The following is a 22,895-nucleotide window of genomic DNA, read 5'->3' as shown; positions in this document are numbered from 1 at the left end:
TGACATCGTCACTGACCATCTAAACCGCGAATAGGTTTAACGGTATCCCATGAACGACAGGATGGACAATGCCAATATAATGCATGAGAGGTAAAACCACATTTATGGCAACGATAATCTGGCTTCGTACGAATTTGTTCACCAACCATATAGCGCAATAAGATAAGGCTCTCTTTGGCACGTCCTTCTTCCGCTTCTGCTAAATGGTAACGCATTAAACGATAGAATAAGCGCATGGTTGGATGACGTTCTAATTGACGATTAATGTATAACTGAGCCGCTTCAATACCTTCTTTAGCTTCAATAATGTCAGCAAGGTAAAGCTCTGCAATCGCACCACAATTACTATCCACACATTGACGTAAATAATTTTCCCAACGAGCATTATCATCGCCTTGAGCTTGGAAACATTCAAAAAGCATAGGTAAGGTTTCACTGACCATCTCTTTATCTTGCTCAATGACTTTCATTAAAACATCGATAGCTTTTTGCTTATCATCACGAGCAATATAGATACGACCATACATAATTGAAACACGGGCACAGAGAGGATCCATTTGCCCTGCTTTTTGTAACAGATTAAGCGCGCTATCAAGATTATCACTGCTCATTTCTTGAAGTGCCAATTCACAATAAAAATGTGAAATTTGTTCTCTTAATTCATGCTGACCTAATTTAACCAATTTTTCAGCCGTTTCTATGGCTTTTCCCCAATCACTGGTTAACTGGTAAATAGCAAGCAAAGATTGTAGTGCACTTTGGCGAAATTCTTGTTCATCAATAAGTTGCTGAAACATATTTTCAGCGCGATCGTAAACACCCGCCGCTACGTAGTCACGGCCTAACTGTTGAACAGCAAGTAGACGTTGATCAAAGGAAAGTGCAGCACTTTCCATTAACGATTGGTGGATGCGAATAGCTCGTTCGACTTCGCCTCGAGAGCGAAAAAGATTACCTAAAGTAAGATGGGCTTCAAAAGCAGAGCTATCTTCTTTAAGCATTTCGAGGAAAAGATCAACTGCTTTATCTTGTTGATCAGAAAGTAAAAAGTTAACACCCGCCACATACTCACGTGACAGGCGATCGGCGTTCTGCTGTTTGTCCTGTTGAGCGCCACGACGCCCCATATACCAGCCGTAAGCCGCAGCGACAGGTAATAACAGAAACAGCAATTCTAGCATCAGCTATCGTCCTTATTTCGTAGCAGAAGCAACCGTTGGGCGACTTTCTTGGTTTTCTTGTTTTGTTTGAGCGCTTTCAAGACGTTTAATTTTACGTTTTGCTCGGCCTAGTGATAAGCGTACACGTAGATAAAAAATACCACTTACAATCCAGCCAAGTACAAAGCCCACACCAAATAGGGTAGCTAACAAGGTAGAAATACGATATTCACCTTGAGCAATAAGGTAATTAAATGTGACAACCTGATCGTTATTTGTGCCTAAAGTCATGGCAATTACCACGATGGCAAGAACAAGAATAACCAAAATAAAAAGTAGGACTTTTTTCACATTATTTCCTTTTTTATTCTCTTTTCTTTAGTAGACAGATAAAGGTAGCATTTTCACTGCGCACAAAGAAAGTCATTTCTTAGAATCATCTGATTTTCGTATATTTTTTCACATAAATATCGAAAAAGACATTCTGTATCTCAAAAATAAGGGCTATCGTCAGGATTTGAGCAATAAACGTCGCTCAATCACCTTAAATGCACACCAAACCAGCACAGTGCTGATAAGAATACCGACAATCACATCAGATGCCCAGTGCATTCCTAATACAATACGCCCTACCGTGACATCAATTCCCCATAATAACCCGAGTGACGCTAAAAAATAATGACGACGCAACATAAAAAGGACAAAAACAAATAATGCGAGTGTGGCTGAAAATAAACTATGACCGGACGGAAAAGCATAACCCGTTTCAGCTTTCCAATGTTTAAGTTGCCATTCAGGGATCACAGGTGAGTTAGCTAATCCATTTTGGAGCAATTGTTCTCGCTCAGGCCTTGATACTTGATAAAAAGCCTCAGAGCTAATGTGCAAATTTTCACTAACCCAAACAACATAAGGGCGAGGCTCTTTTACTGTATTTTTAACCGCAACTTTTATTAATTGCCCAATAGATAATGTAGCAATGATTATCACGGCTAATTGAATGAACTTGTTAAGTTTTAATTTCAAAACCCTAAAGAGCAACGCTAACAAAACAATAATAGTCACAATCCCCCAAGGTTTTGCTGCACTATCCGCTATCCATAATGTGCTTATACCGCCTAAAGGGTGATCGGTAGGTTGCCATTTCCAACCCAATATCAACACAGCACTTGGTATGATTAAGAGCAACATACTACCCAATAGGATCAACTTTGTTACTTGCTTATTCAATATATTGCCTCTTCTTAAATACAAATGTTTTCTTCCGTTTACAGCTAAAGATTATCAGTATAAACGATGCAAGTTTAGCAATAAATCATTATGCAAGAAGGCACAAAATCTGATAATTTGTAGTGGTGTGAATTTATAAGTGTGTGTTATCCCAGTTCCTTGCCTATCAGGTATGGAAGCATTTCAGTGTTTTATTTCTCTTTGTTCTCGTTATAAAGTGTATAATCTTGAACGAGAGTTTCACCTGAAATTATGAGTCAAAAATAATGAAATTAAGACGTATCGCAGAAGCAAAACTACCAACTCCTTTTGGTGAGTTTTTAATGGTTGGTTTTGAAGAAATCGCAACAGGAAAAGATCATGTCGCCCTTGTTTATGGCGATATTTCAGGCTCAGAACCCGTATTATCTCGTATTCATTCAGAATGCTTAACGGGTGATGCTTTATTTAGCCTACGTTGTGATTGTGGTTTCCAACTTGAAGCTGCGCTTTCACAAATAAGCAAAACTGGTCGTGGCGTATTACTTTACCATCGCCAAGAAGGCCGAAATATTGGATTGCTAAATAAAATACGAGCTTATGCATTACAGGATAAAGGTTTAGATACCGTTGAAGCGAACCTTGAATTAGGTTTTAAAGCTGACGAACGCGATTTTACCCTTTGTGCTGACATGTATAACCTCTTAGGCGTTCATGAAGTTCGGTTATTAACTAATAATCCGAAGAAAATTGAAATCATGAAAGCCGCAGGAATTAATGTTATCGAGCGAGTTCCTTTGATCGTCGGACGTAATCCAAGTAATGCTCATTATCTTGATACTAAAGCCGATAAAATGGGCCATCTTTTATTTAAGAAAGCGCAATAATACAGTAACAGCACAGCATTAATTCTTTTCAAATCCGAGCCTGAATTGCTCGGATTTTTTTATTTATTCCTTTTATTCTATTACCTTGCAAATTCATTCTTTATCTATTTTTCTTTTCTTACATCTTATTTTTACGTCTTTTTTATCATTAAATTATATCATGTGAAAATTTGTCATATGTGATTTCATTGACTATCTATCTGATCCTAAGTTATTTATTAATAAATAACTTTTGATAGGAATGCATTATGCCATTACATTTTTCTGGTAGGATTTTCGGCGTGCTGTTATTAGCAGGAACATTATTAACAGGCTGTGATAATAGCGATAAAAACAGCTATTCAATCAAGGTTGGCGTGATTAATGGTGCTGAACAAGATGTGGCTGAAATTGCCAAAAAAGTTGCAAAAGAAAAATATGGCTTAGATGTTGAATTGGTGAGCTTTAGCGGTTCTTTATTGCCTAACGATCCTACGGCAAATAAAGAACTTGATGCCAATGTTTTTCAACATCGCCCTTTTCTTGCCCAAGATAACCAATCTCGTGGTTACAATTTAGTGGCTGTGGGTAATACATTTGTTTTTCCTATGGCGGGCTATTCAACTAAGATTAAACATCCTTCGGAGTTAAAATTAGGCGACACCATTGCAGTTCCTAACGATCCCACCAATTTAGGTAGAGCATTACTATTATTAGATAAAGAAAATCTTATTACACTAAAACCAAACAGTGGTTTATTGCCTACGGCTATCGATATTATTGATAATCCACTTAAGCTTAAAATTATGGAGCTAGAAGGTGCGCAATTACCACGAGTTTTAAACGATCCAAAAGTGACTGTCGCTATTATCAGTACAACTTATATCCAACAAATTAATTTATCGCCCACCAAAGACGGTATTTTTATTGAAGATAAAAACTCGCCTTACACCAATATTATTGTGACAAGAGAAGAGAACAAAGACGCTGATAATGTGCGTGATTTTATTAAGGCTTACCAATCCCCCGAAGTTGCCACCGCGGCTGAAACCATTTTTAACGGTGGTGCAATTCAGGGTTGGTGATTGTTATTAAGAAAGATAAAAAAAATGCCCCATTATTTTTATAATAATGAGGCATCTTTTATCTACAAACTATAAAACTAATTACAGCATATTACGAATAACATAATGCAATATGCCACCATGTTGGAAATAGGCTAATTCAGTTTGAGTATCAATACGGCAACGCGCCATAATAGTTTCAGTACGATTATCTGCGAAAGTAATATTAACCGCGACATCTTGGCTCGGTACTAATGCATTAAGCCCTGTGATCTCAATTTTTTCATCACCTTTTAAGCCCAATGTTTGACGAGATACCCCTTTAGGAAACTCTAAAGGTAAAACGCCCATACCGATTAAGTTAGAACGGTGAATACGCTCAAAAGAGCCTGCGATGACGACTCGCACACCTAATAAACGCGTTCCTTTCGCTGCCCAGTCTCGGCTAGAGCCTGAACCATATTCACTACCTGCAATAATTGCCAGTGGCGTATTTTCTTGCTGATAACGCATTGAAGCATCATAAATAGCCAGTGTTTCACCGGTTGGAATATGCTTGGTAAAACCACCTTCTATTCCTGGCACCATTTCATTACGAATACGAATATTAGCAAATGTGCCTCGCATCATTACTTCATGATTACCACGTCTTGAGCCATAAGAGTTAAAATCTTTCGGCTCGACGCCATGCTCACGCAAATAGCGCCCTGCGGGACTATCCGCCTTAATATTACCTGCTGGTGAAATATGATCAGTAGTCACCGAATCACCTAAAATAGCCAAAATACTAGCTTGATGAATATCTTTAACTGGAGCCGGCGTTTTTGACATTCCTTCAAAGAACGGAGGATGTCGAATATAGGTAGAGTCTGGTTGCCAATCATAGACTGGTGTATCTTGTGTTTGCAGTGATTTCCATGTTTCATCACCTTCAAATACGGCGGAGTACTCTTTATGGAACATCTCTGTTTTAACTTTTTCAACAGCATCAGCAATAGCTTTACTGTCAGGCCAAATATCTTTTAAATAAACGGGATCACCCTGTTTATCTTGACCTAATGGCTCTTTAGTAAGATCGATATTCATATTTCCTGATAAGGCGTAGGCAACCACTAAAGGCGGCGATGCTAACCAGTTGGTTTTCACTAAGGGATGAATTCGACCTTCAAAGTTACGGTTGCCAGATAATACAGCCGCAATAGTTAAGTCGTTATCTTTAATCGCACTTTCAATCGGTGCTAATAAAGGGCCTGAGTTGCCAATACATGTTGTGCAACCATATCCCACAAGATTAAATCCTAACTCATCAAGATAAGGCGTTAATCCTGCTAGATTAAGATAATCTGTGACCACTTTAGAACCGGGCGCCAAAGAAGACTTAACCCAAGGTTTACGCTGTAATCCTTTTTCTACCGCATTTTTAGCCAGTAATCCGGCTGCCATTAAGACATTAGGGTTTGATGTATTGGTACATGATGTGATAGCCGCAATAACGACAGCACCATCGGTTAACTCAAATGCAGGATAATCATCAATTTTTACTTGAGGAAACTGCACCAGTGGTTTCTTATTGGTTTCAAGATCTACAGCTGCTTTAAATGCCTTAGGTACACTCGGTAGATTAACTCTGTCTTGAGGGCGTTTAGGCCCTGCAAGGCTCGCTTCAACGGTTCCCATATCTAACGATAATGTTGACGTAAAGATAGGTTCATCGCCTGTATGTCTCCATAGGCCTTGCTCTTTGCTATAAGCTTCAACAAGCGCAATTTCTTGTTCTTCGCGTCCTGTTAAACGCAAATAATCAAGGGTGATATCATCTATTGGGAAGAATCCACAGGTTGCACCATATTCTGGTGACATATTCGCTATTGTTGCACGATCAGCTAAAGGTAATGACGCTAAACCATCACCATAGAACTCCACAAATTTACCCACAACACCATGAGCACGTAACATCTGTGTGACGGTTAATACCAGATCAGTTGCAGTGATCCCTTCACGTAATTTTCCTGTCAATTTAAAACCAACAACATCGGGAATTAGCATGGAGATAGGTTGTCCTAACATTGCAGCTTCTGCTTCAATGCCGCCTACCCCCCAACCTAAAACGCCAAGACCATTTATCATTGTGGTATGAGAATCTGTACCGACTAAGGTATCAGGGTAAGCCACATGACGTCCATTTTGCACCTCAGACCAAATAGCTTTGCCTAGGTACTCTAAGTTTACCTGATGGCAAATTCCTGTACCTGGTGGCACGACACGAAAGCGTTCAAAGGACTGCTGTCCCCAACGTAAGAAAAGGTAACGTTCATAGTTACGCTCCATTTCAATTTCAACGTTTTCAGCAAACGCATTTTTACTGGCATATTCATCAACCATAACAGAGTGGTCGATAACCAAATCAACGGGTGATAATGGATTAACTTTATCCACTTGCCCACCCAAAGACTTCACTGCTTCACGCATAGCTGCTAAATCAACAACCGCAGGCACACCTGTAAAATCTTGCATAAGTACCCTTGCAGGGCGATACGCTATTTCTCGTGATGCATGAGCTGTTTTTTGCCACTCAACTAGTGCCTTAATATCCTCGTCAACAACAGTATCATTGTCGAGATAACGCACTAAGTTTTCTAGTAACACCTTCAGAGACTTAGGAAGACGAGTAATATCGCCTAATTGGCGGGCAACTTCTGAAAGACGGTAGTACTCATATTCTTGAGATCCGACTAAGAGCGTGGAATGGCTCTCTTTTTTCAAACGTAACGACATAGCTCCTCCTTCTTATTTTTATACTGACAGCATATTTAAACTATCAAAATAGGTAAGGTTATTTATTAAACATATCATATAACGTTGAATTTCGCTTAAAGACCACACAATTTGTTAACGCAATGTTATGGCCGTCATGGTGTTAATAAATTTTAGTCTCTAGGTTTTCGCTTAATTAGGCTTAAATGAGAGAGGTATAACTGTGTAAAGGATAATATTTATGAATAACAAACAATCTGATTTACTAAAAAATATTATGAATGCCGATCACTATTTTGCGGAGCCTGTTACCCCTCCTTTTCCGCAAACTTTATCGATGAATGCATTACATTCTCAAAATATAAAAGATTCAGAAGGTTTAGTGCAATTTATCATCGCGTCACCAAAACCTTTTGAGCCTTCCGAAATAGAAAAAATGTCACAACTTAAAAATATTCAAATTGGACTCATTTCTATTATGGCAAATCATCTTACCGCATTAAAAAAAGAGGATAATGACGCCTATTATCGCCCCGAACATTGGTTAGATACTCTCAACCATTTGCCGCTTCTAGGGCACAATAAAATCGAAACAAAAAAGCTTCATAAGCAAACCTTTGATTTTTCTGTTGCTCAAGCGTTTATTCAATTATTACTAGGAGCAGCAATCAATGCTACCTCTCCTGCGCTTGGAGAATTTATTGATTTTTTACGTAATCAAGGGCAAAAAATAGAAGTCGGATTACGAAAATCATTAGATAGCTATCAAACGATAACTATTGCGGGGATCACGGAGATACTCAATCATAATAATCATCTTATTTTTGTTCCAAAGCTGAAAATTTTGAGCCTACGTTTTTCTTATCAATCAGCAAAAATGCTACTCGCCAGTTGTATTGGTCGTAAATTTACCCTCTCTTTAGAGTACACCACCATTACCTCTGTATTTGATGCCAGCGCACTTGATGATCCTCTGATTAATCAGCAGTTTTATGCTTTCTTAACTAAGTACCGTCAGCTAAGCATTGCAAAATCAGATGCTTTTTTTAGTGGGGATTTTTATTTGAAATGAGTAATAGCAGAAATTAGGTTTATGAACACGCTTGAAGGCGGGAATGACCCGCCTTTCAGTATTACACTAATGGTAATTCGATATCTTTAAATAGCTCTTCAATCTCTTCATTCGTTCGCAACGCAACAGCTTGCTCAATCAAATTACGCGTAAGATGAGGGGCAAAACGCCACATAAAATCATACATATAGCCACGTAAGAAACCACTACGACGAAACGCAATTTTAGTTGTGCTATAACTAAACTTATCACGCATATCAATGGCAACTAAATCGCTATCGAGTACAGGATCAAATGCCATGCTGGCAATCACACCAATACCTAAATGCAGTCTCACATAAGTTTTAATGACATCGGCATCAGTTGCAGTGAAAACAATTTTAGGTTTTAACCCTACTTTGCCAAAGGCATCATCAAGATCTGAACGTCCTGTAAAACCTTGGGTATAAGTAACGATATCGTAACCCGCAAGCTCTTTTAGCGTCACTTCTCGTTTTTGTGCAAGTGGGTGATCTTTTGAAACCACCACAATACGGTTCCATCGATAACAAGGTAGCATCACTAAGTCGTTATAAAGATGCAGTGATTCTGTCGCGATTGCAAAATCACTTTTACCTCTGCATACATCTTCAGCAATTTGTGTTGGTGAACCTTGATTCATATGCAATGAAACGTCTGGATAACGCTCAATAAAACCTTTTATTACTGGAGGTAATACATAACGAGCTTGCGTATGCGTTGTTGCAATCGATAGTGAGCCTCTATCTGGATAAGTGTGCTCACCTGCCGCAGATCGAATAGCTTCTGTTTTTGATAAAATCTCTCTAGACAGCCTTACAATTTCTTCACCTGCTGGTGTCACATGCGTTAGATGCTTACCACTACGAGAAAATATTTGTATACCTAACTCATCTTCTAACATGCGAATTTGTTTACTTATTCCCGGTTGAGATGTATACAAACGCTCTGCCGTGGTCGAAACATTTAAATCGTTATTCACCACTTCAACGATATAACGCAACTGTTGTAATTTCATGGAGAGGCTATCCCTTCAACAAAAGACTTATTATTCCGTTATTCTATTTATATTCATATAACTAAAAGGAATAATAAAGATGTAATATATAACCACTATATCACTTATTTCATTTCAGTCTAACGTAATTAATAGTGTTATTTAGATTTTGTTATATCGAATAGTTATAAGCTATAAATAAGCATAAAAAAAGCTGACCTTATCTGTCAGCTTTTATTTTATAACACTAGTGCCACTAAATTATTTAATCACACCACATGCCATTCTTGCACCACCTCCGCCAAGAGCCACGGGATCGTCAGAATAGTTGTCGCCACCCACATGCACCATAATGGCTTTATCTTTCACTTGTTCAAGTTTAGTGAGTTTTGGTGCTAATACTGCGTAATCAGCAATACCTTTATCATTGACAACTAATCCTGGCAAATCACCTAGATGCCCATCTTTATTATAAGGCCCCAAGTGAACACCAACTTTTTCAGGATCTAAATGCCCTCCTGCTTTTAAAGCAGGTACAGGTTTGCCATCTTTCATATCCGGCTCACAAGAACCATTAGCGTGAATATGAAAACCATGAATACCCGGTGTTAATCCAGTAAGTTTTGGCGTAAATAACAGCCCATAATCAGTTTCAGTGATAGTAACAACGCCAATATCGTTGCCTGCACCTGTCGGTAAAGCTTCTTTTAACGTGACATCTAAGGTTGCAGCGCTTGCCACAGAAGTGAAGAGTAAGCCAGATAGTAACAAAGGCATCAGTTTCATAGTATCTCCGTCTTATTATTAGCAAAGTAAAATATCAGACAAATAGAAATTAACCATTAATACTGTTTCAGTGTATTTAATTAGCATACCTTCTTAATACAAAAAAGCGACTAACTCTCATTAGTCGCTTTTTTATTTATCACGTAACGCCAATGCTATTTGGTTTTTTCAACCCATTTGCCATCGACATAAAACGCAGACCAACCTGTTGCCTTGCCATCTTTCTCTGAAGAAACATATTGCTGTTTTGTTTTACGACTAAAACGCACAATAGTTGGGTTTCCTTCAGGATCTGCTACTGGAGCTTCTGCTAAATAGCGCATTTTCTCTGCTAAACGGTCTTTAAAGCGAACCAGCTCTTCTACTTTTGGTGCACGCGTTTCTCTTGATTTAGGGAACGTGTTTGCGGCCAAGAATACACCCGCAGCGCCGTCTCGTAAGACAAAGTAAGCATCTGATTTTTCGCATAGCAATTCAGGAAGTGGAACAGGATCTTCCTTCGGTGGTGCAATTTCACCGCTTTTTAAGATCTTACGGGTATTTTTACAGTCATCATTAGTACAACCCATGTATTTACCAAAACGCCCCATTTTCAGGTGCATTTCAGAGCCACATTTATCGCACTCAATAACTGGACCTTCATAACCTTTTAAGCGGAATTCACCTTCTTCAACGTCATAACCATCACATGCAGGGTTATTACCACAAACATGTAATTTACGATGAGTATCAATCAGGTAACTGTCCATTGCAGTACCACATTTCGGGCAACGGCGACGTGCACGTAATGCGTTAGTTTCTGCATCTTCCCCTTCAAGAATATTTAATAATTCATCTTCAGGGATAAGATTAATGGTTTGCTTACAACGTTCTTTAGGTGGTAAAGCATAGCCCGAACATCCTAAGAATACGCCCGTTGTCGCCGTTCTAATTCCCATATGACGAGAACAAGTTGGACATTCAATCGACGTGATCACCATTGGATTTGGTCGCATTCCACCTTCTTCAGGATCTTTTTCCGCGACATCTAATTGCTGACTAAAATCGGTGAAGAATGCATCTAATACCGCTTTCCAGTTTTCTTCATTATTAGCAACATGGTCGAGGTGATCTTCCATTTGCGCAGTAAAATCGTAATTCATTAAATCGCTAAAATTCTCTTCTAAGCGATCGGTTACAATTTCACCCATTTTTTCTGCATAAAAACGACGGTTTTCAACTTTCACATAACCACGATCTTGAATAGTGGAAATGATGGAAGCATACGTTGAAGGACGGCCAATACCGCGTTTTTCTAACTCTTTAACTAAAGTCGCTTCGCTAAAACGTGCTGGTGGCTTAGTAAAGTGCTGAGTCGGTTCTAATTCAGCTAAAGCCAGTTTTGCCCCCACATCAACTGCAGGTAAAGTTTTATCTTCATCTTTATTACGCATCGCTGGCATAACTTTCGTCCAACCGGCAAAACGTAAAGTACGACCTTTCGCACGTAGTTTATAATCTCCTGATTCCACTGTTAAAGTGGTTGAATCGTATTTTGCTGGTGTCATTTGACAAGCAACAAATTGATTCCAAATCAGCTGATATAAACGTTTAGCATCGTTATCCATATCTTTTAAAGATTCTGCGATAACGTTGATATCAGAAGGACGGATAGCTTCGTGCGCTTCTTGAGAATTTTCTTTGCTCGAATAAACATTTGGCTCTTTTGGCAAATATTTAGCGCCAAAATTCTCATTGATATAATCACGCGCCATTTGAATTGCATCCTGACTTAAGTTGGTTGAGTCAGTACGCATATAGGTTATATAACCTGCTTCATAAAGGCGTTGAGCTAGCATCATCGTCTTTTTCACACCAAAGCTTAAACGTGTACTTGCCGCTTGCTGTAAGGTTGATGTGATAAGTGGTGCGCTTGGTTTGCTTGATGTTGGTCTATCTTCACGATCTTTTACCGTGAAGGTCGCATTTTGTAATGCTTTAACCGCAACCTGTGTCTCATCGGATGAAACAGGGTTGAAGGCTTTATCATTATAATGCGTGACTTCCATACGCAATGGCTGTTCGTCAGGCGTTAACAGTGATGCATGTAATTGCCAATATTCTTCAGGAACAAAAGCTTTAATTTCACGCTCACGTTCAACTAAAAGACGCACAGCTACGGATTGCACTCGCCCCGCAGATAATCCACGAGCCACTTTTTTCCAAAGTAAAGGTGAAACCATATAGCCCACAACACGATCCATAAAGCGACGTGCTTGTTGCGCGTTAACGCGATCTATATTTAACTCACCTGGAGTTTGGAAAGCTTGTGTAATGGCATTTTTAGTGATTTCGTTAAAAACCACTCGACTAAATCGTTCATCATCACCGCCGATAACTTCGCGTAAATGCCACGCGATAGCTTCTCCTTCGCGGTCAAGGTCCGTTGCGAGATAGACATGATCAGCTTTCTCAGCCAATGCTTTTAGTTCAGCCACGACTTTTTCTTTTCCGGGTAGAATTTGATAGTTCGCATTCCATCCATTATAGGGATCAACTCCCATACGGCTGACTAAGGCTGATTTCTCATCCTTTTTAACTTTTTTCACGCCTTTCGTGGCGGATGAGTTTTCGCTCTTCTGGCTGCCAGAACCACTCTTTGGCAAATCACGAATGTGACCCACGCTAGATTTAACTACGTAGTCATTGCCAAGATATTTATTGATCGTTTTGGCTTTAGCCGGGGACTCCACGATAACAAGAGCTTTACCCATAATTACCTTTACCTAATTAAACTTTGTTATGACGGTATCGTTTAATACCCTCAACTAAAAAAATGTTTAAAATCTCTTTTTTATATTGCGTTAGTTTTGCAATATATCAACCTGTTTTTATTCAAAGCTTTTGTTTGAGCTCAAAACTCATAACTTTTTTTGAGGTATTTTAATCACCTCACTGCTTTGATCGGGTACAGGCAAATCATTGTTTGCTACATATAGAGTAGCTAAGCTTTTAAAAATGCCACACTCTACCTGATAAAAAGTGAGGCGCAACAAATTATTTTTCTAAGGAGCACATATTATGTCAACACAAACTACACCGATTACAACAGAGATGCTACTTGAAAAAGCGAATAAAATCATATGTGAACATGAAGATTATTTACAAGGTATGCGTGCTGATTCGGTTGAACAGAAAGGTAATGTCCTCGTATTTAAAGGCGAATTTTTTTTAGATGAACAAGGTTTACCTACTGCAAAAAGTACGGCAGCATTCAATATGTTTAAGCATTTAGCTCATGTGTTATCTGATAAATACCATTTAGAATAAGTCATCTTCGTGATTATTTTTATTTAATCACTGAAGTAAATTAATTTACTCTTTATCGATAACAAAAAAGAGACTTTGCTTGCCAGTTATTGCATTCATTCAGATGCCAATAACTGGCATAATTAAACAAAAATAAAGAATAATAATTCAATTTAAATATGGTGCGGATTTTTAGTCACATCTTAACTCACGATTACACTTGCCTATCAATACAATCAGTAATATCAATTATTTTTATTCTCTATTTACGGCTATATTGAAGCTTCCTAGAAAGAGGAAATATTTACCCTGTTGTTGTTATAAGCAATATCAATTATTTCTTTGATTGCCAGTGAAATTTTCACTGGTTTTTTTTTATCGAAATAAAAGCTTTTAAAATAGAAAATTAGAATATTTATGGAGAAGGCTTAGGAATAGTGATTGGGTAAGGAAGGATGATATCAGCGATAATCCATATCACTGATATCATTTATTACGTACTTATTGGCTTATAATAGCTTGGCTTATAGCAGCGGTTTTTTACTTCTTTGAACCCAACGCATCATCAGTTTATCAATGCTTTCCATTGCGCCACCTGTAACTCGCTCAACCATTTTCTTTTTAGTAACATATTGGACTGAAAGAACTTCAAAATCATTAATATGATTGATCAGCCAATCGTCACTTACACCAACCTCATCAATTAGGCCTCTGTTTAGCGCTTCTGAACCATACCAATACTCACCAGTTGCAACGCTATCAATATCAAGTTGAGGGCGATATTTATGCACAAATGATTTAAACAATAGATGCGTTTCATTTAAATCTTGCTTAAATTTCTCACGGCCTTCTTCAGTATTTTCGCCTAATAAGGTCAATGTACGTTTATATTCACCGGCAGTATGCAACTCAACATCAATATCGTTCTTCTTGAGTAAACGGTGAATGTTAGGGATCTGAGCCACAACACCAATCGAGCCAATAATCGCAAATGGCGCAGCAACAATTTTATCTGCCACACATGCCATCATATATCCCCCGCTAGCCGCCACTTTATCGACAACCGCAGTCAGTTTAATACCCTTTTCTTTTAAGCGTGTTAATTGAGCTGCTGCTAATCCATATCCGTGAACCATACCGCCCGGGCTTTCTAAGCGTAGTAATACTTCATCACCTGCTTGTGCAACAGAAAGAATGGCACTGATTTCTTCACGTAATGCGCCCACTTCATGCGCATCCATACTACCGTTAAAATCAAGCACATATAAACAAGGTTTTACAACGCCTTTTTTACCTTCTTTTGCATTGTTTTTACTCTGTTTATTCTCTTTTTTCTGCTGTTTTTTAAACGCTTTATACCAGACTTTTAATTCAGCATCGTCCATTTTTGCTTGTTGCATAACGCGCTGTTTTTCTTCATAAGCTTCCGCAAGATCTGTGACTCTTAACGTCCCTTTACGATTTTGCTTTTTATTTCCAATCACAACGAAAAACAACACGATAGCGATAATCGCCACAACAACAGTGACAATTTCTGCTAAAAACAGTCCATATTGCAAAATATACTCCACAAAGACCTCTTTTTAAGGTTAATAACACTGACTAAAACCAATATGCCTAGTTTAACGAAATTCTGCTTTAGCGCCAGCAACAAAGGCATGATTATGTTTAATACCATAAAGAAAACAGCCATAAATTGTAAACAAAAAATCAAACGAAACTGGTCGCTAGACAAATAAGACGTTACACTTTATTTACTTTTTACTAGACAGGATATCAATATGTTGCAATATCAACCCGATCATAGCGTGCTAAAAGATAAAATTATTCTAGTAACGGGTGCTGGTGATGGCATAGGAAAAGAAGCCGCACTAACTTATGCGCAATATGGCGCAACACTTATTTTATTAGGTCGTACTCTATCAAAACTTGAAGATGTTCAAGAAGAGATAATCACATCAGGTGGCCAACAGCCCATGTTATATCCACTTGATCTACTTACAGCGACAGAAAACGATTTTCAGCAATTTGCTGATACTCTCGTTAAACGCTTCCCTCATCTTGATGGTGTATTACAAAATGCCGGTTTATTGGGTGTTGTTGAACCCATCATTAATCAACCAAGTAATCTTTGGCATGACGTTATGCAAGTCAACGTTAATGCGACATTTATGCTCACAAAAGCACTATTACCATTGATGCTCAAAGCCCCTCATGCAAGCCTTATTCTCACCACATCGAGTGTAGGTCGCCAAGGTCGTTATGGTTGGGGAGCTTATTCTGTATCTAAATTTGCAACAGAAGGCTTTATGCAGGTGCTTAATGAAGAATATAACGAAAGTACCTTGCGTATTAACTGCATTAATCCTGGTGGTACTCGTACCGCAATGCGAGCAAGTGCATTTCCAGATGAAAATGCACAAAAACTGAAAACACCTAAAGATTTGATGCCGTTATATCTCTACCTGATGAGTGATGACAGTATTGATGTAAAAGGACAATCTTTAGATGCACAACCTGGCCGTAAAGCGGGTCCTGCTGAATAACGTAATTTAAGTTTAAGGTAGCAAAATGAATGATGCACAACACCAAAAACGCCAACAACGTTTAAAAGAAAAAGTAGATACCCGAATTGAGCAAGCTCAGCAAGAACAAGGTATTTTGATGATCTTTACAGGTAACGGTAAAGGAAAAACAACGGCGGCGATGGGAACAGCAACGCGTGCTGTCGGTCATCAAAAAAAAGTCGGTGTTGTGCAATTTATAAAAGGTACATGGGAAAATGGTGAGCGTAATCTATTAGAACAATTCGGTGTACCATTTTATGTAATGGAAACCGGTTTTACTTGGGAAACCCAAGATAAAAGCACAGATACCGCTGCCTGTTTGAATACTTGGCAATATGCACTCAAGTTACTTAATGACTCAGAATACGATCTGGTTATTCTCGATGAAATTACCTATATGATTAGCTTTAACTATTTACCATTAGATGAAGTTATTTCAGCTATTAGCTCTCGCCCACCTCACCAAAATGTCATTATTACAGGAAGAGGCTGTCATAGAAAATTAATTGAGTTAGCCGATACAGTGACAGAAATGCGTCCTATTAAACATGCTTTTGACAGCGGAATAAAAGCGCAAAAAGGCATAGATTGGTAATTCTTTTTTATTAAGAGTGAACACGTCATTATATTAAAACGGGTTCACTTAACACTCCCGCACCAAATATTTTTCCTGTTTCATTTATCAACTTAAAATAAGCTTCTTTATCATCCAATATGTCTTTTTGTATCTGTTGACTATAAACCAATGACATTGCCATTATATGAAAATGATATTCATTATAGAAAGTTTTCTTTTCATTATGATCGCGAGAAGCTAAATAAGAGTGCGTAATTTTATAAATATTTTTTGCTTCTTTTTGTAACTCAGTGTTATTAAAATTAAGATCACTAAGCACAGGAATAAAATCTTCTGTTCGTGTATTTTGATCGTTGATCCAACTGTATTTAGAAGTTTCTTTATGCGCTTCTAATAACTCATACCCCAAATAAAAATGAATGCCATAGGGATCTTGTTCTAAAAAGTTTTGAAATTCTACCTGTGAAAAACACTTAGTTAATACATTTCTAATCTCTGTATTTTTCCAATCAGGTAAATAAGCAGGAATAGATTCATTTAAAGGAACATCGCAACGAAAAACATTATTATCAATGAACATAGCATCAGAACTATTAATTGCACCATGTACAAGACGACCATTTACCCATACAGAGCGTGTGGGTAAATATAACCGTTCACTGTTTTCTGCTGTTGAAAAAAAAGAAGTAAAACTATAGTAAATATCCTTAGCGGGATTAATTATGCCACCATGATTTCCATCATAGACCATAAATGTATTTGTATTACCTTCAGTATTCGTTAATACATGCATTCCATTTTCTAACGTTATTTTTTTTACTTCGCCTGAATTAATGATAAAAGGATGATTATCAATTTTAAACTCTAAGGGTATGTTCTTATTATTACTAATATAAAACACACCAGATTGCGAATTTGCATTAACGACTTCATCACAACCTGTCAAAAGAAAAGCCGAGCATAGCATTGTTGTTAAATAAAAATAACGATACATGTTATTGCGTATACCTTATAGTAAAATATACAAATAGGATATTAATATAATAAAATTAACTTATCATTTTATTAATACGCTTATCATAGTTTTATTTATAAAAAAAAGAAAGCAGCCAAAAAAAGAAGGACACCTATTTTTAGACATCCTTCTTTAAAAAAATGATATTTTAATTTGAAATAATAAATAATTATTCGCTAATTATTTTTTATTTCCTGCCGATTGGCGACGACTTGACGCTCTTTTGGCAGGTGATGTTGAAGTACGTGTTGATATTTTAGTATGACGCTTAACCGCACGACGGATCTGATTTGCTTTGATGCGACGCTGATCTTTTTCTACTGCAACTTTTGTTACTGTTTCGTCGTTTAATTCGACTAACTGACGTAGATAGTTGATTTGATCTAATCCAAGTTCAACCCAACCACCACGCGGTAAACCTTTTGGTAAATCGATATCACCGTAACGAACACGAATAAGACGGCTAACTTGAACACCAACAGCTTCCCACATACGGCGAACTTCACGGTTACGGCCTTCAGTAAGTGAAACGTTGTACCATTGGTTAATTCCTTCACCACCACGGTAAGAAACAGAGCGGAATGAAGCAGGACCATCTTCTAATTGTACGCCACGCGTTAATTGGCGAATTTTTGCATCATCAATTTCACCAAAAACACGGACAGCGTATTCACGCTCAACTTCACGGCTAGGATGCATTAAACGGTTGGCTAATTCACCATCAGTTGTAAATAGCAGTAATCCACTGGTATTCACATCAAGACGACCTACTGCAATCCAGCGAGCACTGTTAAGGCGAGGAAGACGTTGGAAAACAGTTGGACGACCTTGCGGATCACTGCGAGTACACAGTTCACCTTCAGGCTTGTAATAAGCAAGCACACGGCAAACATCTTTTTGTGCTTCACGAATATTTAGAATGCGGCCATCTAAGCGGATTTTTGCTGTAGTGGTGACATCAATACGATCACCTAATTTCGCTTTTGTACCATCAATGCTGATACGCCCTTCTTGAAGATAGCCTTCAATTTCACGGCGAGAACCGTGACCAGAACGAGCAAGGATTTTTTGTAATTTTTCAGTGCGTTGCGATTTATCGCTCATGAAACAACCTCATGTGTCGCCTTCACAGGCGTCATAAAAATAGAATTAATTTTTAAAAATCAATTAAATAAAAATAACCCATGTTTATTAAAATGAGAAATAAACACAGGTTTATTGATTCAATTTTATTGATTCAATAGTGAACAATGTTGATGATTTTTCACATCAACATTGTGATAAATAGTGGCGATAAAACGACGTTGGCAAAACCCTAACGATAGTTAGGCCGTTTGTCTGCAAATCAAGTTATCGTGTTTAGCGCTTAAAATACGCGTTGATATAACTGATTTCAAAAATAGACACCGTGATTTTTATCGCAATGTATAAATTTAACACAAGCGATAAATCCCTTCACCTTTTATCTCTTTATCTCGTGATAAATTTCTTCACTATCGAGTCATTTTCTCCCTATTCAGTTTAATCAGCTAAATGACTTACTGAAATGGCGTAATATCACCCGTACCTTCACGCACGATAACAGGGGTATCTTCTGTCAAATCAATTACCGTTGTCGGTTTTTGTCCTAAATAGCCACCGTGGATAACCAAATCAACTTGTTTGCTTAATAAATCTTCGATTTCTTCCGGATCAGATTCAGCAAAATCGTTGCCCGGTAAAATCAGGCTCGTTGACATTAATGGCTCACCAATATTTTCTAACAATGCCAGTGCAATAGGGTTAGAAGGAACACGCAAGCCTATGGTTTTACGTTTATCATTCATCAAACGCTTTGGTACATCTTTAGTCGCTTTTAAGATAAAGGTATAATTACCTGGAGTGTTATTTTTTATTAAGCGAAACACGACATTATCAACATAAGCGTAATTGGCAATTTCTGATAAATCACGGCACATTAGTGTAAAATTGTGGTTTTTATCTAATTGGCGAATACGACAAATTCGCGTCATTGCATCTTTGTTGTCTAAACAACAGCCAATAGCATAGCCAGAGTCTGTTGGATAAATCACCACACCGCCTTTGCGTAAAATATCAGCACTTTGTTCAATTAAACGAGCCTGCGGATTATCAGGGTGAATATAAAAAAGTTGGCTCATACATCCCTCAACAAATTTCTAATGTTACTCTTGCCATAGCGACCAAACTGGTTCTACACCACTGGGTAACCATAAATTACGCCCCAATTCTATCCACGAACAAGGGCGATGAAAATCAGAACCTAACGAAGCTTTTAACCCATAAAGTTGTGCTAATGCTGCGTGTTGTTCCCGTTCTTGTGGTGGTTGTTGGCATTGTGCCACTTCGATTGCATCACCACCAAGTTGTTTAAAATAAAGCGTTAAGCGTTTTAGCCATTTAGAGGATAGACCATATCGTCCCGGATGCGCTAATACTGCAACGCCACCAGCCTCATGAATTGCTGTGACAGCGTCACCAATTGAGCACCACTGTGGTGGCACATAACCTGTTTTGCCTTTCGCTAAATAACGTTTAAACACTTTATTAACTGAGGCAACATGCCCGTCATTCACAAGAAAACGAGCAAAATGTCCTCTTGTAACTTGTCCGCCATGTGCTAAGGCTTTTGCCCCTTCAAATGCATTTGCAATACCTGCTTTTTCTAATCGCTCACCTATCATTATCGCACGAGTTCCACGACATTGACTTTGTGACGAAAGGAGCGCTTTCATTGCGTTATGGTTGATATCAATATTCAATCCAACGATATGGATTTCTATATTCTCCCACAAAGTCGATATTTCGACACCCGATATCAGGGTAAGAGGCAGATTTTTTTCTGCAATATAATCATTAGCAAGAGTAATCGCCGCCGTTGTATCGTGATCAGTTATTGCTAAGACATTAATTTGACGCTCTATCGCTCTCTCAACCAATTCTTCTGGTGAAAGCTCGCCATCTGACGCGGTAGTGTGGCTGTGCAAATCATAAATCACTCTTAAATCAGATAGCACTTCTGTCATCGCTTCTCCCTTTTCATCTTAGCAAGATAATAATTTTTAAAGAGTATGCCATAAAGTACTTGACGAACCCAACGCAATCCAGTTTACTAGTACACAACACGAGCTAGTCTATTAATCAATTATCTGTCGTTAGCTGTAAGGAGATCTTATGAATATCAATCAACGTCTTATCGCTCTTTGGTGGCGCAATACTCTTTTATGGGCGGTTTGATCTCCGGCTTTACGTCAGTGATATCTAAAACCCGCCTACGCGGGTTTTTTTATGCATTAAAAACAGTTAGTAAAAAATAATATAGAGCGATAATAATGAATACATCACTTGCATTCTCATTTAATACCGAGGCAACGCCACTGCCTTACCACAACGAACCTGCTTTACTTTTCAACACATTATGTGAAAATAAACATCACACATTGTTGTTAGAATCCGCACAAATTGACACTAAAGCAAATTTAAAAAGTTTGTTAATTGTTGATAGCGCATTACGTATCAGTGCAGTAAAAAATCAAGTCACTATTGATGCATTAAGCGTTAATGGACAAGCTTTATTCTCTGCATTAAAAATCGCACTAAAAGAAAAAGCTGTCTTAATGCAAGAGAGCGATAAACAGTGTGTTTTTACTTTTTCAGCACCTGCACAAGACATTGATGAAGAAAGCAAATTAAAATCAGCCAGCGTATTTGATGCTTTACGCTTCTTTCTTGCTAATAAAGACACTAAAGATGCTAATGCTATTTTTGTCGGCGGTTTATTTGCTTATGATTTAGTCAGTGGGTTTGAGCCTATTCCTGAATTAGACACCGTTTTTTCATGTCCAGACTACTGCTTTTACTTAGCAGAACAATTAATCGTGATCGACCATCAGAATAAAGATAGTCAGTTAATGTCCATTGCTTTTACTGATGATAAGACAGAGTGTCAGCGCCTCTCTTTGCGACAAGCTGAGTTAATTTCGCAGGCTAAACAACCTTTAAAACACCCTATTCGCCGCGCTTTAACAGCGGCAGAGTCAACAATACAAGGCAATATGGATGATAAAGGTTATGGCGATATCGTTGAGGCAATGAAAACCTATATTCGTCGTGGTGATATTTTCCAAGTTGTTCCATCTCGTCGCTTTCAAGTTGCTTGCCCTTCACCACTTGCCGCTTATCAAGTGTTGAAAGAGAAAAATCCAAGCCCTTATTTGTTTTATATGCAAGATGCTTTGTTCACAGTATTTGGAGCATCACCAGAAAGTGCATTGAAATATCAAACAAGTGATCGCCAAATTGAAATCTATCCGATTGCAGGTACTCGCCCAAGAGGACGCAACACTGATGGTTCAATCAATGCCGATTTAGACAGCCGAATTGAACTTGAAATGCGCACTGATACGAAAGAGCTTTCAGAGCATTTAATGTTAGTTGATTTGGCTCGTAATGATTTAGCGCGTATTTGCCAAGCCGGTAGTCGTTATGTGGCTGAATTAACAAAAGTTGACCGCTATGCTTTTGTCATGCACTTAGTCTCAAGAGTCGTGGGCAAATTACGTGATGACTTAGATATTTTTCATGCTTATCAAGCTTGTATGAATATGGGAACGTTATCTGGTGCGCCTAAAGTTAGTGCGATGCAATTGATTGCTCGTTATGAAAAAACAAAACGCGGCAGTTACGGTGGTGCGATTGGCTATTTTACTGGCGCAGGAGATTTTGATACTTGCATAGTTATTCGTTCTGCTTATGTTGAAAATAATATTGCAACTATTCAAGTTGGTGCCGGAATTGTGCTTGATTCAGATCCTCAAATGGAAGCTGAAGAGACACGCAATAAATCACAAGCTGTAATCAACGCTATTTTACAAGCTCATACTGATACACAACTGCAGGAGGCTTGCTAATGGCGACTATCTTACTGCTAGATAACATCGACTCATTTACTTATAACCTTGTCGATCAATTACGTAGCCTTGGCAATAACGTTGTGATTTATCGTAATAGCGTCACGGCCGATTTTATTGAACAAAAATTACGTGAACTCGATAACCCAATTTTACTGTTATCTCCGGGGCCAGGAGCACCTTCACAAGCAGGTTGTATGCCTGAGCTGTTAAAACGTGTATTGGGCACATTGCCTGTAATTGGTATTTGCTTAGGTCATCAAGCCATTATTGAGGCTTACGGTGGCAAAGTTTCTTCGTGTGGAGAGATCTTACATGGCAAAGCGACATTAGCTGAACACGATAACAGTGAAATGTTTGTGAATTTACCTAACCCTTTACCCGTAGCTCGTTATCATTCGCTTTCAGGAGAACAAGTTCCAGAACAACTCATTATTAATGCTTGGTGCGATAACACTGTTATGGCGGTGCGTCACCGTCAACATAAAACGTGTGGTTTTCAGTTTCACCCAGAATCAATTTTAACCACAAAAGGCGCACAACTTTTAGAACAAACAATCGCATGGGTATTAACTCCTAAAGGAGACGCATAAA

General features: G+C 38.2%; 20 protein-coding genes. 8 read left to right on the top strand and 12 right to left on the bottom strand.

What is annotated here, in order from left to right:
- Positions 1-8: 8 nt before the first annotated feature.
- From lapB to pgpB, 3 genes are all read right to left on the bottom strand, one after another.
- Entirely contained in the window at positions 9-1,181 is a 1,173-nt protein-coding gene (lapB, locus tag CBE70_RS03270; protein ID WP_100158184.1) for a lipopolysaccharide assembly protein LapB, read from the bottom strand.
- A 12-nt stretch (positions 1,182-1,193) separates the two neighbouring features.
- Positions 1,194-1,451 carry a LapA family protein gene (locus CBE70_RS03265; RefSeq protein WP_231039698.1) on the bottom strand — a complete coding sequence of 86 codons (258 nt, stop codon included), beginning with the start codon at positions 1,449-1,451 and terminating at the stop codon, positions 1,194-1,196.
- Between the two features lie 219 nt (positions 1,452-1,670).
- Positions 1,671-2,390 carry a phosphatidylglycerophosphatase B gene (gene pgpB, locus CBE70_RS03260; protein ID WP_100158182.1) on the bottom strand — a complete coding sequence of 240 codons (720 nt, stop codon included), beginning with the start codon at positions 2,388-2,390 and terminating at the stop codon, positions 1,671-1,673.
- A 266-nt stretch (positions 2,391-2,656) separates the two neighbouring features.
- On the opposite strand from pgpB, the gene ribA reads away from it, so the two are divergent.
- Together ribA and CBE70_RS03250 are read left to right on the top strand one after the other, a co-directional pair.
- Positions 2,657-3,256 carry a GTP cyclohydrolase II gene (gene ribA, locus CBE70_RS03255; protein WP_023582272.1) on the top strand — a complete coding sequence of 200 codons (600 nt, stop codon included), beginning with the start codon at positions 2,657-2,659 and terminating at the stop codon, positions 3,254-3,256.
- A 248-nt stretch (positions 3,257-3,504) separates the two neighbouring features.
- Complete coding sequence (locus CBE70_RS03250; RefSeq protein WP_100158181.1) at positions 3,505-4,320, top strand: MetQ/NlpA family lipoprotein; 816 nt, start codon at positions 3,505-3,507, stop codon at positions 4,318-4,320.
- Between the two features lie 81 nt (positions 4,321-4,401).
- Here the strand turns inward: CBE70_RS03250 and acnA are convergent, their stop codons facing one another.
- A complete protein-coding gene (gene acnA / locus CBE70_RS03245) occupies positions 4,402-7,074 on the bottom strand; it encodes an aconitate hydratase AcnA (protein WP_100158180.1) in 2,673 nt (890 codons plus the stop codon).
- A gap of 220 nt (positions 7,075-7,294) precedes the next feature.
- Between acnA and CBE70_RS03240 the strand changes: the two genes are divergently transcribed.
- Positions 7,295-8,125 (top strand): hypothetical protein, encoded by an 831-nt coding sequence (locus CBE70_RS03240; RefSeq protein WP_100158179.1) that lies wholly within the window; start codon positions 7,295-7,297, stop codon positions 8,123-8,125.
- A gap of 61 nt (positions 8,126-8,186) precedes the next feature.
- Here CBE70_RS03240 and cysB read toward each other — a convergent pair whose 3' ends face one another.
- From cysB to topA, 3 genes are all read right to left on the bottom strand, one after another.
- Positions 8,187-9,161 (bottom strand): HTH-type transcriptional regulator CysB, encoded by a 975-nt coding sequence (gene cysB / locus CBE70_RS03235; RefSeq protein WP_075672088.1) that lies wholly within the window; start codon positions 9,159-9,161, stop codon positions 8,187-8,189.
- A gap of 240 nt (positions 9,162-9,401) precedes the next feature.
- Positions 9,402-9,926 (bottom strand): superoxide dismutase family protein, encoded by a 525-nt coding sequence (sodC, locus tag CBE70_RS03230; RefSeq protein WP_100158178.1) that lies wholly within the window; start codon positions 9,924-9,926, stop codon positions 9,402-9,404.
- 155 nt (positions 9,927-10,081) lie between these two features.
- On the bottom strand, positions 10,082-12,679 hold the full coding sequence (gene topA, locus CBE70_RS03225; protein WP_100158177.1) for a type I DNA topoisomerase: 2,598 nt from the start codon (positions 12,677-12,679) through the stop codon (positions 10,082-10,084).
- 307 nt (positions 12,680-12,986) lie between these two features.
- Between topA and CBE70_RS03220 the strand changes: the two genes are divergently transcribed.
- Positions 12,987-13,235 (top strand): YciN family protein, encoded by a 249-nt coding sequence (locus CBE70_RS03220; protein WP_069369238.1) that lies wholly within the window; start codon positions 12,987-12,989, stop codon positions 13,233-13,235.
- 503 nt (positions 13,236-13,738) lie between these two features.
- Here the strand turns inward: CBE70_RS03220 and sohB are convergent.
- On the bottom strand, positions 13,739-14,785 hold the full coding sequence (sohB, locus tag CBE70_RS03215) for a protease SohB (RefSeq protein ID WP_100158176.1): 1,047 nt from the start codon (positions 14,783-14,785) through the stop codon (positions 13,739-13,741).
- Between the two features lie 213 nt (positions 14,786-14,998).
- On the opposite strand from sohB, the gene CBE70_RS03210 reads away from it, so the two are divergent.
- Positions 14,999-15,760 carry a YciK family oxidoreductase gene (locus tag CBE70_RS03210; RefSeq protein WP_196566073.1) on the top strand — a complete coding sequence of 254 codons (762 nt, stop codon included), beginning with the start codon at positions 14,999-15,001 and terminating at the stop codon, positions 15,758-15,760.
- 25 nt (positions 15,761-15,785) lie between these two features.
- Entirely contained in the window at positions 15,786-16,376 is a 591-nt protein-coding gene (gene cobO / locus CBE70_RS03205; RefSeq protein WP_100158175.1) for a cob(I)yrinic acid a,c-diamide adenosyltransferase, read from the top strand.
- Positions 16,377-16,404: 28 nt separating this feature from the next.
- On the opposite strand, the gene CBE70_RS03200 is transcribed toward cobO, so the two are convergent.
- From CBE70_RS03200 to rnm, 4 genes are all read right to left on the bottom strand, one after another.
- Positions 16,405-17,352: a hypothetical protein gene (locus CBE70_RS03200; protein WP_100158174.1), complete on the bottom strand. Its 948-nt coding sequence runs from the start codon at positions 17,350-17,352 to the stop codon at positions 16,405-16,407.
- A gap of 201 nt (positions 17,353-17,553) precedes the next feature.
- Positions 17,554-18,477, bottom strand: a complete 924-nt coding sequence (gene rluB / locus CBE70_RS03195; RefSeq protein ID WP_023582283.1) for a 23S rRNA pseudouridine(2605) synthase RluB — start codon at positions 18,475-18,477, stop codon at positions 17,554-17,556.
- A 434-nt stretch (positions 18,478-18,911) separates the two neighbouring features.
- Positions 18,912-19,532 (bottom strand): L-threonylcarbamoyladenylate synthase, encoded by a 621-nt coding sequence (locus CBE70_RS03190; RefSeq protein ID WP_100158173.1) that lies wholly within the window; start codon positions 19,530-19,532, stop codon positions 18,912-18,914.
- A gap of 24 nt (positions 19,533-19,556) precedes the next feature.
- The gene (gene rnm, locus CBE70_RS03185) at positions 19,557-20,417 is read right to left on the bottom strand and encodes an RNase RNM (RefSeq protein ID WP_100158172.1); all 861 of its coding nucleotides are present in this window, start codon (positions 20,415-20,417) and stop codon (positions 19,557-19,559) included.
- 306 nt (positions 20,418-20,723) lie between these two features.
- Here rnm and CBE70_RS03180 point away from each other — a divergent pair, with 306 nt between their 5' ends.
- Both CBE70_RS03180 and CBE70_RS03175 read left to right on the top strand, forming a co-directional pair.
- On the top strand, positions 20,724-22,301 hold the full coding sequence (locus CBE70_RS03180; protein ID WP_100158171.1) for an anthranilate synthase component 1: 1,578 nt from the start codon (positions 20,724-20,726) through the stop codon (positions 22,299-22,301).
- Positions 22,301-22,894, top strand: coding sequence for an aminodeoxychorismate/anthranilate synthase component II (locus tag CBE70_RS03175; protein ID WP_100158170.1), 594 nt, complete (start codon positions 22,301-22,303; stop codon positions 22,892-22,894). The genes CBE70_RS03180 and CBE70_RS03175 overlap by 1 nt, the downstream gene beginning before the upstream one ends.
- Position 22,895 lies beyond the last annotated feature (1 nt).

Origin of the sequence: Proteus columbae, assembly GCF_002777965.1 — a bacterium.
GTDB classification, from domain to species: domain Bacteria; phylum Pseudomonadota; class Gammaproteobacteria; order Enterobacterales; family Enterobacteriaceae; genus Proteus; species Proteus columbae.
This window is presented reverse-complemented; position numbering and strand designations above follow the sequence as displayed.